This is a genomic window from Serratia sp. TSA_198.1, from assembly GCF_052686505.1.
In genome coordinates this window covers 600,325-615,909 of the sequence record NZ_JBQZFP010000002.1, presented here as the reverse complement: position 1 = coordinate 615,909, position 15,585 = coordinate 600,325, and the positions used below count along the sequence as shown (strand labels likewise).

General features: G+C 57.6%; 16 protein-coding genes and 1 tRNA gene. 9 read left to right on the top strand and 8 right to left on the bottom strand.

Annotation, left to right across the window (positions count from 1 at the left end):
- The 4 genes from citF to citC form a co-directional block, all read right to left on the bottom strand.
- Positions 1 to 1,506: a citrate lyase subunit alpha gene (gene citF / locus ACUTSW_RS14230; RefSeq protein WP_445584696.1), complete on the bottom strand. Its 1,506-nt coding sequence runs from the start codon at positions 1,504 to 1,506 to the stop codon at positions 1 to 3.
- On the bottom strand, positions 1,506 to 2,426 hold the full coding sequence (citE, locus tag ACUTSW_RS14225; RefSeq protein ID WP_020453896.1) for a citrate (pro-3S)-lyase subunit beta: 921 nt from the start codon (positions 2,424 to 2,426) through the stop codon (positions 1,506 to 1,508). Before citE ends, citF begins: the two co-directional genes overlap by 1 nt.
- Positions 2,410 to 2,718: a citrate lyase acyl carrier protein gene (citD, locus tag ACUTSW_RS14220; protein WP_004946813.1), complete on the bottom strand. Its 309-nt coding sequence runs from the start codon at positions 2,716 to 2,718 to the stop codon at positions 2,410 to 2,412. Before citD ends, citE begins: the two co-directional genes overlap by 17 nt.
- Before the next feature lie 105 nt (positions 2,719 to 2,823).
- Entirely contained in the window at positions 2,824 to 3,921 is a 1,098-nt protein-coding gene (citC, locus tag ACUTSW_RS14215) for a [citrate (pro-3S)-lyase] ligase (RefSeq protein ID WP_445584695.1), read from the bottom strand.
- Between the two features lie 312 nt (positions 3,922 to 4,233).
- Between citC and dpiA the strand changes: the two genes are divergently transcribed.
- The gene (gene dpiA / locus ACUTSW_RS14210) at positions 4,234 to 4,920 is read left to right on the top strand and encodes a two-component response regulator DpiA (protein WP_445584694.1); all 687 of its coding nucleotides are present in this window, start codon (positions 4,234 to 4,236) and stop codon (positions 4,918 to 4,920) included.
- A 222-nt stretch (positions 4,921 to 5,142) separates the two neighbouring features.
- Positions 5,143 to 5,218 (top strand) — tRNA-Asn (locus ACUTSW_RS14205).
- A gap of 56 nt (positions 5,219 to 5,274) precedes the next feature.
- Here ACUTSW_RS14205 and ACUTSW_RS14200 read toward each other — a convergent pair.
- Genes ACUTSW_RS14200 through ACUTSW_RS14190 form a run of 3 tightly spaced genes read right to left on the bottom strand, consistent with a single transcriptional unit; the run spans position 5,275 to position 8,720 of the window.
- The gene (locus ACUTSW_RS14200; RefSeq protein WP_445584693.1) at positions 5,275 to 6,264 is read right to left on the bottom strand and encodes an isopenicillin N synthase family dioxygenase; all 990 of its coding nucleotides are present in this window, start codon (positions 6,262 to 6,264) and stop codon (positions 5,275 to 5,277) included.
- Positions 6,265 to 6,291: 27 nt separating this feature from the next.
- Complete coding sequence (locus tag ACUTSW_RS14195; protein WP_445584692.1) at positions 6,292 to 7,719, bottom strand: amidohydrolase family protein; 1,428 nt, start codon at positions 7,717 to 7,719, stop codon at positions 6,292 to 6,294.
- 11 nt (positions 7,720 to 7,730) lie between these two features.
- A complete protein-coding gene (locus ACUTSW_RS14190; RefSeq protein WP_197912496.1) occupies positions 7,731 to 8,720 on the bottom strand; it encodes an ABC transporter substrate-binding protein in 990 nt (329 codons plus the stop codon).
- A 39-nt stretch (positions 8,721 to 8,759) separates the two neighbouring features.
- Between ACUTSW_RS14190 and ACUTSW_RS14185 the strand changes: the two genes are divergently transcribed.
- The gene (locus tag ACUTSW_RS14185; protein ID WP_197912495.1) at positions 8,760 to 8,954 is read left to right on the top strand and encodes a hypothetical protein; all 195 of its coding nucleotides are present in this window, start codon (positions 8,760 to 8,762) and stop codon (positions 8,952 to 8,954) included.
- Between the two features lie 29 nt (positions 8,955 to 8,983).
- On the opposite strand, the gene ACUTSW_RS14180 is transcribed toward ACUTSW_RS14185, so the two are convergent.
- Positions 8,984 to 9,907, bottom strand: coding sequence for a LysR family transcriptional regulator (locus tag ACUTSW_RS14180; protein ID WP_062867975.1), 924 nt, complete (start codon positions 9,905 to 9,907; stop codon positions 8,984 to 8,986).
- A 215-nt stretch (positions 9,908 to 10,122) separates the two neighbouring features.
- Here ACUTSW_RS14180 and ACUTSW_RS14175 point away from each other — a divergent pair, with 215 nt between their 5' ends.
- From ACUTSW_RS14175 to ACUTSW_RS14150, 6 genes are all read left to right on the top strand, one after another.
- Entirely contained in the window at positions 10,123 to 11,097 is a 975-nt protein-coding gene (locus tag ACUTSW_RS14175; RefSeq protein ID WP_445584691.1) for a PDR/VanB family oxidoreductase, read from the top strand.
- A gap of 20 nt (positions 11,098 to 11,117) precedes the next feature.
- The gene (locus ACUTSW_RS14170; protein ID WP_445584690.1) at positions 11,118 to 12,398 is read left to right on the top strand and encodes an amidohydrolase family protein; all 1,281 of its coding nucleotides are present in this window, start codon (positions 11,118 to 11,120) and stop codon (positions 12,396 to 12,398) included.
- Positions 12,388 to 12,858 (top strand): RidA family protein, encoded by a 471-nt coding sequence (locus ACUTSW_RS14165; protein ID WP_004946839.1) that lies wholly within the window; start codon positions 12,388 to 12,390, stop codon positions 12,856 to 12,858. Before ACUTSW_RS14170 ends, ACUTSW_RS14165 begins: the two co-directional genes overlap by 11 nt.
- 21 nt (positions 12,859 to 12,879) lie before the next feature.
- Positions 12,880 to 13,761, top strand: coding sequence for a creatininase family protein (locus ACUTSW_RS14160; RefSeq protein WP_197930483.1), 882 nt, complete (start codon positions 12,880 to 12,882; stop codon positions 13,759 to 13,761).
- A gap of 82 nt (positions 13,762 to 13,843) precedes the next feature.
- Positions 13,844 to 14,758 (top strand): ABC transporter substrate-binding protein, encoded by a 915-nt coding sequence (locus ACUTSW_RS14155; RefSeq protein WP_445584754.1) that lies wholly within the window; start codon positions 13,844 to 13,846, stop codon positions 14,756 to 14,758.
- Positions 14,755 to 15,582 carry an ABC transporter ATP-binding protein gene (locus tag ACUTSW_RS14150; protein WP_062867980.1) on the top strand — a complete coding sequence of 276 codons (828 nt, stop codon included), beginning with the start codon at positions 14,755 to 14,757 and terminating at the stop codon, positions 15,580 to 15,582. Before ACUTSW_RS14155 ends, ACUTSW_RS14150 begins: the two co-directional genes overlap by 4 nt.
- Positions 15,583 to 15,585 lie beyond the last annotated feature (3 nt).

Genomic DNA, 15,585 nt, shown 5'->3' with positions numbered 1-15,585 from the left:
TTACTCCGCCACCTGATGCACCACGTCGATCACCGAACCGTCGCGGTAACGCACCACCGCCACCACCTTATCGGTAAAGGCGATCGGCTCGGGCTCGCCGGTCAGCAGCAACGCGCGGCGGCGCAGCCAGTCGATATCGACCACCGGCAAACCGGCCTCCTGCAACCGCTGCGCCAGCTCCGGGCGTGTCGGGTTGACGGCAATACCGTGATCGGTAACCAAAATGTCGATGCTGAAACCCGGGGTCACGCAGGTGGTCACCTGCTCCACCAGCGTCGGAATTCGCCCGCGCACCAGCGGCGCCACGATGATCGCCAGCCGCGCCGCCGCCGCGGTGTCGCAGTGCCCGCCGGAAGCGCCGCGCAGCACGCCATCGGAGCCGGTCAGCACGTTGACGTTAAAATCGGTGTCGATCTCCAGCGCGCTCAGCACCACCACGTCGAGCCTGTCGACCGTGGCCCCCTTCGAGCTGAAGTTGGCGTACTGGTTGGCACTGATCTCAATGTGGTTGGGATTGCGCGCCAAAGACATCGCCGCCACGCGGTCAAAGCTCTGCACGTCCATCAGCCGGCCGATCAGCCCTTTTTCATGCAGATCCACCATGGTCGAGGTGATGCCGCCAAGGGCGAAACCGGCGCGAATACCGCGTGCACGCATTTTGTCTTCCAGAAAACGCGTCACCGCCAACGAAGCGCCGCCGGTGCCGGTTTGCAGCGAGAAACCTTCGGTAAAATAGCCGGACCCGGCAATCACCTCGGCGGCGCGGCGAGCAATCAGCAGCTCACGCGGGTTGGAGGTCATGCGCGTGGCGTCGGCACCGATCTTGTCGGCGTCCCCCACCCGCGGCAGTTGTACGATCAGATCCACCCGATCCTGCGCCAGGCTGGCCGGATGATGCGGATAAGGCACTATCGATTCGGTTAACAACACCACGGTGCCCGCCGCGTCGGCATCCACTTTGGCATAGCCGAGCGAGCCGCAGCAGGCTTCGCCGCTGTAACCGTTGGCATTGCCGAAATCATCGCAGGCCGGTACGCCGAGGAAGGCAACGTCAATCTTCAACTCGCCGGACTCGATCAGGTTGACCCGGCCACCGTGGGAATGGATTTGTACCGGTTCGGCCAGCAGGCCGCGCGAGATCGCTTCCGCCAACGGACCGCGCAGGCCCGACGTGTAGAGGCGGCTCACGACCCCGTGACGAATGTGGTCGACCAGCGGCGCGTGACATTCGCTTAGCGAGCTTGAGGCCAGCGTCAGGTTGCGGAACCCCATCGCCGCCAGCGTCTCCATCACCTGATTCAGCGCCAGATCACCGCCGCGAAACGCATGGTGGAAGGAGATGGTCATGCCGTCCTGTAACCCACTGCGGTGCACCGCCTGTTCCAGCGAGTCACAGCGTTTAGCATCACGCGGTTTGCGGGCCTGTTGATTGGCCTTGGAGGCATCCTGATAGCAACGCAGGTCCGCCAGGATGTTCAAGGGCATCAGTCGTTGTTGACGTTTCATTATGCTTCTTCTCCCTGCTGAACCGGCTCTTCTCGGATGCCGGAAAGCGCTGCGCGTTGCAAGACCAGCCGGGCGCGTTCAATCACCGGGCTGTCGACCATTTTGCCGTTGAGCGACACCACCCCGCGCCCTTCCTGCTCTGCCGCTGCGGCGGCGTCCACCACGCGCTGGGCATGGGCCACCTCTTTGGCGGTCGGCGCATACAGGTTGTGCAGCAATTCGATCTGCCGGGGATTGATCAGGGATTTGCCGTCGAAACCGAGCTGTTTGATCAGCGCCGCTTCCTGGAGGAATCCGGCTTCGTTGTTGGCGTCGGAATAAACGGTATCGAACGCCTGAATGCCGGCGGCCCGCGCCGCCTGCAACAGCGAGCAGCGCGCAAACAGCAGTTCGATACCCTCCGGCGAACGCTCGGTGCGCAGGTTGCGCACGTAGTCTTCCGCGCCCAGAGCAATGCCGATCAGGCGCGGCGAGGCATGGGCAATCGCCACCGCGTGGGTGATGCCCGCCGCCGATTCAATCGCCGCCAGCAGGCCGGTGCTGCCGACCGGGCGGCCGCAGTCGGCTTCGATGGCGGCTATCTCGCGTTCCATCTCCACGACGTCCTGCGCGCTGTCGGTTTTCGGCAGGCGCACGATATCCGCCCCGCCGCGCACCACCGCCTGGAGATCCGCCAGCCCGTAGGCGGAATCCAGCGCGTTGACCCGCACTATGGTTTCCACTTCCCGGTACAAAGGATGTTGCAGCGCGTGGTACACCAACCGCCGCGCCGCGTCTTTTTCACGCAGGATCACCGAGTCTTCCAGATCGAACATCAGTGCATCGGCCTGATAGATAAAGGCGTTGCTCACCATGGCCGCATTGGCACCGGGAACGAACAGCATGCTGCGGCGCACGCGGTGTTTATTCAGCGTTTTCATCACAGGCCCCCCACGGCAGTTGACCATTGTCGCTGGCGCGCATCAGTGCGGTTTCCAACCGGGCGCGCAGCACGCAGTCGAGCGCGCCTTTGTCGTCCACCATCACCTGTACCGGCTCCACCTGATAACGCTGCAGCACCTCGAGCAAGGTGTGGCGGATGGCTTGGCCGAACTGTTTTTCCACGCTGCTGGCGATCAGCAGATCGTGCTCCGGCCCCTCGGCGGGCGCGATGCGCACCATGACATCGCTGGATTCCAGCGTGCCGGCCATTGCTTCTCGGATAATTTTCATCGTTCACCTGATTGTGCGGATACAAAGGGTTTAATCACAAAATGGTCTTCACGCCCGAGATACCCGGGCCTAGCGCACCGAGGGGCGCTCCGACGGCCAAAGCCGTTACGACCCCTTCGGCACGCTCTCCCTAATAACGGGCTTGGGCAGTAAACCAAAGGGTTTGGCCGCCGGTTTGGCCCGGCGCTGCGTTTGCAAATCTTGCAGGTAATAAAGGGTGTCTGGCGGTACCAACGGCGCGGCGGCGTGAAAATCACCCGCCGCCAGCAGCTTGCGCACCCAGGAGGCGGAGATCGCCGTGCCCTGATATTGCAAACGCTCAATTTCCACCAGGGCGATCGGCGGGCTGGGCAGTTCCGGCGTTTCCAGCCAATAGCGCATATCGCGGTTGTACTTGGCCGTGACCGCGCAGAACGGCTCGTTGCCGACAAAACGGTGGGTAATGCCCAGCGCGGGTGCCAAATACTGCCGAAAGATCTTCAGATCGATTTCGGTGTAACAGTCATCGGCAATACCCTGATCTTTAATGAAATAACAAGGGAACGTGGCGCGGGATATGACGTATTGCGATCCTTCGTGTACCTTCAGGTTGGCGATATCGGCAGTGCCCGCCAGCACCAGCCGCCGCCGATCCTCATAGCTGAAACGCGAGGTGTCTTCTTTCACCAGAAACAGGTGCAGCCAGTCGCATTTCGCCGCCGCCTGGCGCACCAGATATTGATGGCCGCGGGTAAAAGGATTGGCATTCATCACGATGCTGCCGATGCGCTTGCCTGGCCGCCGCTGGCCCGCCAACTGGGCCGCGTAGCGTTTCAGGCGGCATGGGCTGTTTTCCATCAGCACCACGATGCCCGGCACGCGGGCTATCGGGTAGAAGCCGCACTGGCGGAACAACGGCTCATTTTGCAGTTTGGTGTAGATAAACAGTTGGGTGTAATGACGTTCATAGGCCAGGTTCACCAGTTCGGTCGCCAGCGTAAGCGCCAGCCCTTCGCCACGCATTTTCGGGCTGATGGCGACGCATTTGATAATATTCTCTGCTATGCCGCCGCAGGCGACCAACTTATCGTCCTGGGTCACGGTAATAAAAATTTCCACCGTAGTATCAATATTCAAATCGTTACTGCGCAGAAAAGCATTAATCTGTGCAATATCTTTATGATCTGATCTTTTCACCCGATTAAATACGGCACCGCCTAACATAATTGTCTCTCTGGAATAACCAATAAATAACAAAAAACCATTTTAATTAACATTAACAAGCAGAGATAAAACCTTTAAAACCATAAAGTTGAAATTAAAAATGGCGATAAATTTATTTAATGAAGCTATGGTAAACAGAAAAAAAACGCGAATTATTGACCTATTTCACAAACACTCAATCGGTAATAAGTTGTTTAATGTTTTTTATTTACTTAATTATTTTTATGGTGTTTATTCATAAGGCGACGTTTATTTTAAGACACGATTAACTTACATTGATTTTGCATCTTTATTGCAAGTATGGGTTTAATTATGGAATGGCTAAATATTCTTATCGTCGAAGATGAAACACCGCTGGCTGAGATGCATGCGGAGTTCATCAAGCAGAACGGCGGCGGCCGGCAAATCTGGTTGGCCGGCACGCTGGGGCAGGCGCGCATGATGGTGGAGCGGTTCAGACCGGATCTGATCCTGCTGGACAACTTCCTGCCCGACGGCCAGGGCGTTGAACTGCTGCGCGAGTTGACCCTGAGCGGCTACACGGGCGGTATCGTGTTTATCACCGCCGCCAGCGATAGGGATACGGTAGCCGAAGCGCTACGTTGCGGGGTGTTCGATTACCTGATCAAACCCCTGGCCTACGATAGGTTGGCCGCTACCCTGCGGCGCTTCAGCCAGCGGCGCCTGGCGCTGAAAGATAACGCGCGCCTTAACCAGCGCCGTATTGACGAGATGTTCAATACCTATTCGCGCGGTGAACAACAGGCGGCCTTGCCGGCGGGTATCGATGAACTCACGCTGGAAAAAGTACGCACCCTGTTCGCCCAACCTTTGGCCAGCCACACCGCCGAAAGCGTGGCGAAAATCATGGGGCTAAGCCGCACCACCGCGCGCCGTTATCTGGAGTTTTCCACCGCCGCCCGGCAGCTCCGCGCCGAGATCCTTTACGGCAAGGTTGGCCGCCCACAGCGGGTTTACCGCGCCAAAACCGAGGATTAAGCGGTTATTCGGCTCATCGTGCAAGATTGAAGGCAACCCATTCATTTCTCTGCGCCCGCCATCGATTCGGGGCATGAACGCAGAGGCAGCCTGAGGTAGGACAGGATAAATCTGCCAAAAGCTCAACGGGTTGCGCATTCTGTAAGCAAACAGTCACAGAATGTGTAATCCGCCTTTGACATGCCGCCGACACCCCGTTAAGATTGCGGCCGTTCACACAATTCCTCTGTAGTTCAGTCGGTAGAACGGCGGACTGTTAATCCGTATGTCACTGGTTCGAGTCCAGTCAGAGGAGCCATATTAGAAAAGCCCGCTCAGGGAAACCTGAGCGGGCTTTTTGCTTTTCAGCTCTCTTTATCCTTTCGCAAAGTTCGCCTGAATGCGCTGTTGCAGATAGTCTTCGGCGCTGATGGCCGGATATTTCGCCTGCGGCCCCAGAATTTCGACGTCTTTGTTAGCCTGGCAGAAAAATGCCAGGCTGTAGCGCGCACCCTGATATTCGCCGGGCAGCGGGCTTCTGACACGATGGAAATTTGACGGCAGCCGATCGTCGCTCCAGCGCATCAGCATGTCGCCGATATTGCAGGTGATCACGTCTTCACGCGGTTCGATGCTGGTCCACTGCTGGCTTTCGCGATCCTTACCCGGACAAACCTGCAATCCGCCCTGACCTGGACGCTGGAAAAGCAGCGTCAGGCAGTCGAAATCCGTATGCGCACCCGCGCGCCACATCCCCTGCTCCGACTGTTCAGTGGCATAGTAGTGCAGCATGCGCAGCGTACTCTGGTAGGTTTGCTGGTCCGGATTATGTGCCTGTTCGAAAAAGTGCTCAGGGAAGCCCAGTTTGAGCGCAAAACAGGAAAGCAATTTCATGCCCAACTGCCAGCACTGGGATTCAAAGCCCAGCATGGTCTGTTTAAACGCCGGCAGTTCCTGTTCACTCGGCCACAGCGACTGCATCAGCGGACGGGTGATCTGGTAAGACTCTTTCTGGTCCGGCGTTCTGGTTGACGGGCGCACCTGAGACTTATTCTCCCAGCCGGCGTTACGAGCCAGCGGATATTGCGCTTTTATCTCGTCGGGCAGCGAGAAGAAATCTTCTGTCATGCTGAACGCCTGACGGATATCGCTCAGCGCAATGCCGTGATTGCTGACCTGGAAGAAGCCAATTTCCACGGCTGCACTCCAGAGCTCGTCGGCAATCTCACTTTTACGGTTTTCGAAATCTGACAAGTCTATGCAACGCACTTCACGGGTAAACGTCTCTTCACCCATTGCGCCCATTCCCGCTTCTTTTTCCAGTTCCTGCAATGCATAGCCTTTTGTTTGAGTAGATTGAGTCATTTTTCTTATCCTTCTTAACCCATAGGGTTAGCGCGCAGCTCGCTGTTGCAGGGTACGGACGGCGGACATCGCCTCATGGCGCATGGTGTCCAGGTCGAGACCGGGGATGACATCGTTTTCGACGATAACGCGGCCCTTGACCATCAGCGCCTTCAGCGACGCGCGCCCCCCGCAGGCCACCGGGCCGATCGCCATGTCATGCAGGCCGAAGTAGCGCGGGTCATCCAACCGGTAAATGGCGATATCTGCCAGCATGCCCACCTGCACGGTGCCGCTTTGTTGCAGGCCGAGGATCTGCGCCCCGCCTGCGCTGCCCCAACGCACCACGTCTTCGATGGATGCTGCATCGCCGCCGCCTTCAAAAGTGCCGCCGTCATAGCGCGGTTTCGCCAGCATGCCTTTTCGGGCGCGCTGCAAAAGCCATGCGGCATGCGCTTCACTTTGCATATCAGCGGCTTCGTTCGATGCCGCACCGTCTACGCCCAGTGAAACCGGCACACCCGCCTGTTCCAGCGCCAGCAAGTCGGCGATACCGCTGCCCAGACGCCCGTTACTTTGCGGACAGTGCGCAATGCCGGTGCGGGTTTGGCCCAGCATCGTGATTTCCTGCGGCAGCAGTTTCACCAGATGCGCAAACCATACGTCGTCCCCCAACCAGTCGTGTTCCGCGCAAAACTGCACCGGCGTCATGTCAAATTTGGCGCGGGCCGCATCGAGATAATCCACGGTTTCCGACAGATGGCTGTGCAGCCGGATGCCCAAACTGCGTGCCAGTTTCGCCATTTCGCGCAACTGCGCACCCGGCGCAGAATGCAGCAAGGTGGTCGGTGCCATCACCACGCGGCGCAGCGACGTCGGTTTCGGATCGTGATAACGGCCAACCAACCGCTCCATATCCGCCATGTAATCATCGAAGTTTTCTGGGCGCAGTGCCTGCGGCACATCTTTCTCAATCGTCCTACCCTGCGTTGCACCACCCCGGCAAAGCACAATGCGCATTCCCAGCGCTTCCCCTTCGCTGAAAAGGATTTCCGAGGTATCGAACGGCATATCCGGCCAGTAAAGGTAGTTGTGATCCGCCACAGTGGCGCAGCCGGAACGCAGCAGTTCGGTCAGGCCGATACGCACCGCGAGGCGAAAGGTGGATGCATCGAACGTGGCGCGAAAGCGATAAGGCGTGGCACTTAACCACGCGGTCAGGCTTTTGTTCAGCCCCTGAGGTTCACCTTTTAACAATGACTGAAACAGATGATGGTGCGTATTAACCCAGGCGGGATAGACCACGCAATCGCGGGCATCGATCAGCCGCTCGTCGGGCATTGCCGTCAGGGAACCGATCGCCTCAATGACACCCTCACGCACACGAATATCCGGCCCGGCGTGGCGCGCCGCGTCTCCCGGCAAGCCGGTCAGGATCGCGTGCGCATTTTTAATCAGTAAAGAGTCAGATGACATCGCAACGCTCCTCAGGGTTTAACCTGCATTTGGTCGACAAATTCGGTGGTATACGCCTGCTTCCAGTCGGTATCCGCGTTCAGCAGTTTGGCGTTCACCATGAAATCACGGGTTTTCTGCCAGCGGGCTTCCGTCATGGTGCCCCAGCCCTTCGTCGCCGCATCGCCGCCGTCGATCAGATGATGCTCTTTGATTTGCTGAACGCCCCAGGCCAACAGGTCGTCCGTCATTTTCGGATTGTCCTTTTTGATCAGCGTGTTGCCCGCCGCCGGATTGTGCAGATAACTCACCCAGCCTTCCATCGACGCCTGTACAAACTTAGCCATCGCCTCGTTCCGGCTGCTGATAAGGTCCGGACGGGTAATTAGAATTCCGCCGTAAGGGGGATAGCCGTGCTCCGAAAAGAGGAAGAAATTCGATTTCACGCCGGCCTTTTGCGCCTGAAAAACTTCAGAACTGACATAGGCTTGCTGCGCCACATTGTCGTCAGCCACAAAGGGCTGGATGTTGAAGGTGTAAGGACGAACCTGCGAATCGCTGAGCTGATAGCGGGCCTTCAGCCACGGCCACCAGGTCGATTGCCCGGAGCTGGAGACTAAAATGGTTTTGTCTTTCAGACCGTCGAGGGAAGTGACTGAATCATGCGTCAGCAAACCCTGCGGATCGAACTGGAAAGGGGCTGCGATGGCTTTGGCCTGAAAACCGCGTTGCACTGATTCGAGTAGCTGGAGATCATAACCGATAATCACGTCGGCGCGCTTTGCCAGCAGCAACTGCATGCCGTTGACCTGCGGGCCACCGGACTGAATGCTGACATCCAGCCCGTAACGCTTGTAAATGCCTGTCGCCAGCGCCTGATAATATCCGCCCTGCTCCGCCTGCGCGTACCAGGATGTCAGCAATGCAATTTTCTCATCAGCATGTACTGCCAGTGAAAATGCTGCTGGAATCAGCGCGCTCAGCACGCAGCAAGACAGGGGAATGCGGGAAATAGACTTCATTGCTCCTCTCCTAATCATCGCCGGAGGGAGGATGAGCGAATGCGGCTCAGCCCCCCTGACCGGCTCAAAATGAACCGCGAAATGGTTGCTGAGCAATGTCCCGCGCAGCTGCCTGCACTGACCGCTTCTACTCACTCTTGGCTATACAAGAAAGATGCCAACTTCACGGATGCGCTTTCCATGCGCTTTATCGGGGAATTTATCGCCTCAGGCTCTGCAACCTTTGATTCATGACAGGGCATTGAGCACCAGAACAGTGCAAATCAGTGCCGGTCATGTCCCGGCGTCTGGATCTGGCTGAACAACATCTCAAGCTGTTTGAGCATCATCGAGGCGGCCAGTGAAAGCTGTCTTGCAGGGGCGACGCACAACGAAAGCGTGAAGGTTTTTAACTGCGGATCGGTCAGCGGAATAAATTGCAGCTCATCGCTTTCCACCTCATCCATGATGTCGAGCCAGCACAGAATACCGATGCCCATTTTCTCTTTTATCAGCGAGCGGATCATGTGGATGTTATTGGATACCGCAACTTCGTTAATCATGTCGCCGTTGATATTCATCAGCGCCTGGACGGGTTCGGCCAGCATCAGCGGCGCAGCAGGCAGGATAAACGGATATTCCATGCACTGGTTGAAACGCACGCCGCTTCTGCCGCCGAGCGGATGCCCTTTCGGCACCACAATCCCCAGCTCGATTTCTGCAAAGGCGCGCACCTGCAACTCACGCGAACTTTGCGGATTCAGCATCAGCCCGAAGTCGGCATCGCCGGATATTAGCGCCTGCTGAATATCCACGTTGTTCATGGTGGTCAGCGTGAAGGAGATATTCGGGTAGTCGGCATGCACCTTCCTGAGCATCGCCGAGAAAAACTGCCGGTTGATGGCGTCGATGGTGGCAATCCGCACGTGCCCGCGCCGCAAACCGCGCAGGTCGTCGAGTTGCTCGCAGACGCGGGAGAAATCCTTTTTCCAGTTGTTGGCCGAGTGCAATAACAGCTCGCCCGCGGCGGTCAGCCGCAGCCCGGTGGGGTGCCGTTCAAACAGCGGCATCGCCAGTTCTTTTTCCACCCGCAGGATCTGCCGGTCAATTGACGAAGCGGCGACATGCAGGGTTTCGGACGCCTTGCGAAACGAACCCTGGCGGGCAACCTCAGTGAAATACAGCAGAAACCGGGAGAATGCGAACATGGTGGAGTGCTCTCTTTTATGCAACGGGATGTGCGAATCAAAGCGCTGGACGCAACAGTTTTATAACAATAACGTAGCTTTCATTGCAACGGGAACAATCGTTTCATCGCTCTTAAAGCCCGCCCTGCGCTGTTTCAGGCCGGATGACAGCGGGTTATGCGGTGAATAGGTTGAAACTCCCTTTTATGAATGGCTCATCAAAATGAATACGGTAAATGACGATGAAAGATGCCGGATTGATTCCTGTCACGATCAAGGCGATCGGTGAAAATGGTAAAGGGAATATTTCACTGCAACTTATTGCGCAACAAGGCAGATTATTACCTGCCTATTTACCCGGTGCGCACGTTGACGTTTTCATTCCTGAACTGGGCCCTCGCCAATATTCCCTCTGCACCGAAAACAACGGCGGAGAATATTATGAGATCTGCGTAAAACTGGCGGAAAACTCCACTGGCGGATCGCACTTTATTCATCATCATTTCAGCGCTGGCGACAAGCTGAGCATCTCGATGCCACGTAATCATTTTCCGCTGCCATTGGCCGGTCGTTATCTGCTGTTTGCCGGCGGGATTGGCATCACGCCTCTGCTGACGATGGCGGAACAAATGGCGCAGCAAGAAATTGAATTTGAACTGCATTACTACATTGCAGACCGGGATAAAGCGGCGTTTACACCGCGTCTGAATGCGCCCGCGCTGGCAAAACACGTCTTTTTGCATGACAGCGGCGCAAACGATTCCCTGCGACACAACACGCCGCTGAGTTTGCGTCAGCCGGATGAAAATACGCGGGTGATGGCCTGTGGTCCGGACGGATTTATTCAGCGCCTTGAAGACATTATGCAAACGCACCACTGGCAGAAAAATCAATTATCTTTTGAGCGGTTCAGCAATGCGAATATAAACAATGACACCGACGACCAGGAATTTCATATTCAGCTGAACTCCACCGGGAAACGTTATTTAGTCGGCCCGAACCAGAGCATTGCAGAAGTCTTATTAAGCGCCAAAGTCGATATTATGCTGTCGTGCGAACAGGGTATTTGCGGCTCGTGTATCACTGATGTCATCGACGGTATTCCCGACCACCGGGACTGTGTGCTGACAGAAGAAGAGAAAGCGGAGAACACGCAGATTACGCTGTGCTGTTCGCGCTCCAAAAGTCCCGTTCTGGTCCTCGACCTGTAATGCCAACGCGGAGACTCAAGATGAACTTTCCAACCCCCGCCTCACCGCTTGGCGGCATTGCCAACGTTCGCCTCCCCGCGTGGCTGCTTCCTGCCGGGTGGCCTGTGCATACAGGCGAACCGGTGACGGCAGATCTGCGCTTTGATGCAGGCAAAATTGCCTCGGTGACGCCTTGTCAACCAGGACAAGATGATTTGTGGGACGCACACGGCGCGCTGGCGCTGCCGGGGCTGACCGAACCTCATGCGCATCTCGATAAAACCTTCACCATCGGCCGCAGCCGTCCGTCAAAGCCTGGTCTGCTGGCCGCTATCGAAACAATGCATCAGGATCGCCGGCACTGGACCACGGCAGATCTTCATCAGCGTGCCAGACAGGGAATGGCATGGGCAGCTGCCAACGGCGTGACCCGCTTGCGCACCCATATTGACTGGTTCGATGTCACTCCGCCGCTGGCCTGGACGGAACTGGCCAATATCACGCAACCGGGCGTCACGCTGGAGCGGGTCGCACTGGCCCCGCTAAGCTTCTTCGCGGATGCCGAAGCGGCTGACCGCATCGCCCAGGCGGTTGCGCTAAGCGGAAACCACTGCCTGCTGGGCGGATTTATCCACTCGTCAAACTGGGATCCGGCAGCGATGACCAACCTGATGCGCAGCGCCTCGCACTGGCAACTGAATCTGGATTTGCATATCGACGAGGAGCTTTCGCCGGTGGCACAGGGCCTGAGCTGGCTGGCGCATTACCTTTCAGAAAATAAATTCAGCGGCCACATCTGTTGCAGCCACGGCTGCGCACTGGCCTCCGGCAGTGAACAACAGGCGCAGGAGGTGCTGAGTTTGCTGGCGGCACAGCGCGTCACGCTGATTGCGCTGCCGATGACCAACCTGCTGTTGCAGGACGCTGCCACCCACCGCACGCCACGCCAGCGGGGGATCACCCTGCTGAAAGAGGCGCAGACGGCGGGCATTCCGGTGCTGCTCGGCTGCGACAACGTGCAGGACGCTTTTTGTCCGGCTGGCAGTTATGACCCGCTGGATACGTTGGCCTGCGCCCTGTTCGCACTTCAGCTGGATAACGTTTTTGATCGGCAGTCGCGACTTATCTGCGATGTCGCCGCGCTGACCGGTGAGGCGCAGCCCGGCCTGCCGCTCGCACCCGGCAGCGATGCCAGTCTGATTCTCTTTCCAGGCAGCGACAGCCTGACCTGGCCTTTAAACAGCGCAGCCCGTCTGGTTTTCCACCACGGCAGGCTGGCCCACCAACGCACCTGGAATCAGGAGTTATCCCATGAGTCTTGAAGCCGGAGCGGGTAAACCGCTCGCCAAATATGCCCCCTGGCGTCGTGCCGGTGATTTCGTTTTTCTCTCTGGCATTATTCCCGTCAATCCGCAGAGCGCGACAATAGTGCGCGGTTTTCAGGATATCCCCGCCGAAGCACGTCTGCTGCTGGGCGAAACCGGCGAATTCTCCACCGACGCCAAACAGGGGCCGATCCTCGCCCAAAGCTGGTATGTGCTCGAAAGTATCCGCCACACCATCGAAGAGGCCGGCGGGCAGATGAGCGATGTGATCAAGCTGGTGCAGTACTTTCGCAATCTCGATCACTTCCCGTATTACAGCCGGGTCAGAAAGCTTTTTTATGCCGGGCAACCGCCGGTTTCTACCGTGGTTCAGGTCAGTGAAATGTTGCCCTGCGCCGAGGTGCTGATTGAAGTGGAAGCTACCGCCTGGTTACCGCAATCCCGCTTAACCCAATAATGTCCGACCACGAGGCACAGCATGATTAACGGCTATATTCCCGCAGAACGTTTTCTTCCTTTCCTTAGCTGGACGGCCATCGCTGCCTTGCCCGACAAGGCCAACACCGTGATCGTATTGCCGACCGGCGCGATTGAGCAACACGGCCCGCATCTGCCGTGTTCGGTGGACAGCGTGATCTCCTCCGGCGTGGCGGGTCACGCGCTGGCGCGGCTTTCAAAAGACATTCCGGCCTACGGTATTCCGCCTATCACTTACGGCAAATCTGACGAGCATCTGAATTTCCCCGGCACGCTGACCTTAACCGGCGACACGCTGCTGCAAACTGTGTTGGAAATTGCCGAATCCCTGTACCGCGCCGGGTTCCGCAAGCTGCTGATGATCAACGGGCACGGCGGACAACCGCAGGTGCTGCAAATGGCATCGCGGGAAATGCGTCTGCGTCACGGCGACATGATCATGATCCCGCACGACGTATTCCGCGTGCCTAATGTCGAAAACCAGTTCCTGAGCGCGCAAGAGCAAAAAATGGCGATGCACGCCGGTCACAGCGAAACGGCGGTGATGCTGGCACTGGCACCGGAATGCGTCCACATCGAGCACGCAGTCGCCAATTACCCGCCGGAATTCCCATGCCCGACACTGTCATCAAGCCGCCCTGCCGCTGCCTGGGTTTCCTACGATTTTGGTCCGAGTGGCGTCATCGGCGATCCGACCGGTGCGACCGCCGAACAGGGCCACGCGATCCTCGATTCGCTGGCGGCAAGCTGGGCGCAGGCCATCACTGAAATTCACCTCATGGAATGGGAAGTCCGCAGCGAACCGACCTGGGGCAAACACCACTGGAACGGTTTTGTACAAACCAGCTTCACTCCTCCTTCGTCTTCTTTTGTCTCTAAATAAAGGAATTTTTACGATGAAAATACGGCGTTTACCGACTTACACCCTGCCGGCCCTGCTGCTGGCCGGGGTTTCCACCACCAGCATGGCGGAAGAGAAATTTACCTTCCTGACCAACTGGTACGCGCAGGCGGAGCATGGCGGATTTTACGAAGCGCAGGCCAAAGGGTTGTACAAAAACGCCGGGCTGGATGTCAGCATCAAAATGGGCGGCCCGCAGGTTAACGTGATGCAACTGATGGCCGCCGGTCAGGCTGATTGTACGCTCGGCGACAACGGTCAGGCGCTGGAAACCTGGCAGGCTGGCGTGCATGCGGTGACCGTGGCGACGGTGTTCCAGCATTCGCCGACGGTGTTTATCAGCCATGACAAAGTGGAGAAAGGACAGGAGCTGAAAGACAAAACCTTCCTGCTGGCGACCGAGGCTTACACCTCTTTCTGGCCGTGGGCGAAGAGTGAACTGGGGCTGGCGAGCGCCAAAATCCGTCCGTACACCTTCAGCGTGCAGCCGTTCCTCGCGGACAATAATCTGGTGCAGCAGGGTTATGTGACTTCCGAGCCTTTCTCGATCGAAAAAGGCGGCAAACCGTTCTACGTCTACATGCTCAGCGACTGGGGTTACCCGCCGTACGGCAACTCGATTATCTGCATGGCCGACACCGTCAAAAAACGCCCGGCGGCGGTGGCGGCGTTCGTGAAAGCGTCCATGCAGGGCTGGAAAGCCTATTTGCAGGATCCGACCGCAGGCAACCAGCTTATCACCAAAGACAATCCGCGTATGGGCGCCGACCAGATTGCCTTCGGCATCGCGCAGATGAAGAAGTATGCGCTGGTGACCGGCGGCGACGCGCAAACAGGGGGTATCGGCATCATCACTGAGCCGCGTCTGAAAAAGACCTGGGACATGCTGGTGAAAAACAAACTGATCGACGCGGAGAAAGTGCCGTTTAAGCAGACCTATACCCTCGATATGATCAAAGACGCGAAGGTCATGCCATGAATTCAGCCCCGAAACTGACCGTGATGAGCGAGGTCCGCTCAGCCAATCCTCCGCCGGTTCCGGCTATCGAAGTATTGTCGGCGGAGAAAATTTACAGCAACGGCACCCGCGCCCTTCTGCCGGTCAATCTGACCATCAATCAGGGCGAATTCGTCACCCTGCTCGGCCCGTCGGGCTGTGGCAAAAGTACGCTGTTAAAAATGGTCGCCGGTCTGGTGGAACCCAGCGACGGCAAGCTGGTGCTGTGGCGGCGCGACCGTCGCGAAAAGGCACAGGTGCCGCTGTCTTTTGTGTTTCAGGAGGCCACGCTGATGCCGTGGAGCACTGTGCACAATAACGTCCGTCTGCCGCTGGATCTGGCGGGCGTACCGCGTGCCGAAGCCAATACCCGCGTCAGTGAGGCGCTGGAATTGGTGGGGCTTGGCAAATTTGCCAACGTCCTGCCACGCGAACTGTCAGGCGGCATGCAGATGCGAGTTTCGATTGCCCGCGGGCTGGTGACGCGCCCGAAGCTGTTGCTGATGGATGAACCTTTCGGCGCGCTCGACGAAATCACCCGCAACAAACTCGACAGTGACCTGCTGCGCCTGTGGCGGGAACAGGGGCTGACGGTGGTGTTCGTCACCCACTCGATCCACGAAGCGGTATTTCTGTCTCAGCGGGTGATCATGATGGCCGCACGTCCGGGGCGGGTGGTGGAAGATATCGCCATCACCGAACCCTTTCCGCGCAGCGAAGATTTCCGCGTCAGTCCGGCATTTTCACGCTATGCGAAGCAGTTGCAGGACAGCCTGCTGCAAGCCAGCCAATCGGGTATGGAGTAACGG

What these genes read in the sequence shown, in the direction of transcription:
- citF (WP_445584696.1), bottom strand. Translation starts at nt 1,506, where the DNA reads ATGAAACGTCAACAACGACTGATGCCCTTGAACATCCTGGCGGACCTG.
- citE (WP_020453896.1), bottom strand. Translation starts at nt 2,426, where the DNA reads ATGAAAACGCTGAATAAACACCGCGTGCGCCGCAGCATGCTGTTCGTT.
- citD (WP_004946813.1), bottom strand. Translation starts at nt 2,718, where the DNA reads ATGAAAATTATCCGAGAAGCAATGGCCGGCACGCTGGAATCCAGCGAT.
- citC (WP_445584695.1), bottom strand. Translation starts at nt 3,921, where the DNA reads ATGTTAGGCGGTGCCGTATTTAATCGGGTGAAAAGATCAGATCATAAA.
- dpiA (WP_445584694.1), top strand. Translation starts at nt 4,234, where the DNA reads ATGGAATGGCTAAATATTCTTATCGTCGAAGATGAAACACCGCTGGCT.
- ACUTSW_RS14200 (WP_445584693.1), bottom strand. Translation starts at nt 6,264, where the DNA reads ATGACTCAATCTACTCAAACAAAAGGCTATGCATTGCAGGAACTGGAA.
- ACUTSW_RS14195 (WP_445584692.1), bottom strand. Translation starts at nt 7,719, where the DNA reads ATGTCATCTGACTCTTTACTGATTAAAAATGCGCACGCGATCCTGACC.
- ACUTSW_RS14190 (WP_197912496.1), bottom strand. Translation starts at nt 8,720, where the DNA reads ATGAAGTCTATTTCCCGCATTCCCCTGTCTTGCTGCGTGCTGAGCGCG.
- ACUTSW_RS14185 (WP_197912495.1), top strand. Translation starts at nt 8,760, where the DNA reads ATGCGGCTCAGCCCCCCTGACCGGCTCAAAATGAACCGCGAAATGGTT.
- ACUTSW_RS14180 (WP_062867975.1), bottom strand. Translation starts at nt 9,907, where the DNA reads ATGTTCGCATTCTCCCGGTTTCTGCTGTATTTCACTGAGGTTGCCCGC.
- ACUTSW_RS14175 (WP_445584691.1), top strand. Translation starts at nt 10,123, where the DNA reads ATGACGATGAAAGATGCCGGATTGATTCCTGTCACGATCAAGGCGATC.
- ACUTSW_RS14170 (WP_445584690.1), top strand. Translation starts at nt 11,118, where the DNA reads ATGAACTTTCCAACCCCCGCCTCACCGCTTGGCGGCATTGCCAACGTT.
- ACUTSW_RS14165 (WP_004946839.1), top strand. Translation starts at nt 12,388, where the DNA reads ATGAGTCTTGAAGCCGGAGCGGGTAAACCGCTCGCCAAATATGCCCCC.
- ACUTSW_RS14160 (WP_197930483.1), top strand. Translation starts at nt 12,880, where the DNA reads ATGATTAACGGCTATATTCCCGCAGAACGTTTTCTTCCTTTCCTTAGC.
- ACUTSW_RS14155 (WP_445584754.1), top strand. Translation starts at nt 13,844, where the DNA reads ATGGCGGAAGAGAAATTTACCTTCCTGACCAACTGGTACGCGCAGGCG.
- ACUTSW_RS14150 (WP_062867980.1), top strand. Translation starts at nt 14,755, where the DNA reads ATGAATTCAGCCCCGAAACTGACCGTGATGAGCGAGGTCCGCTCAGCC.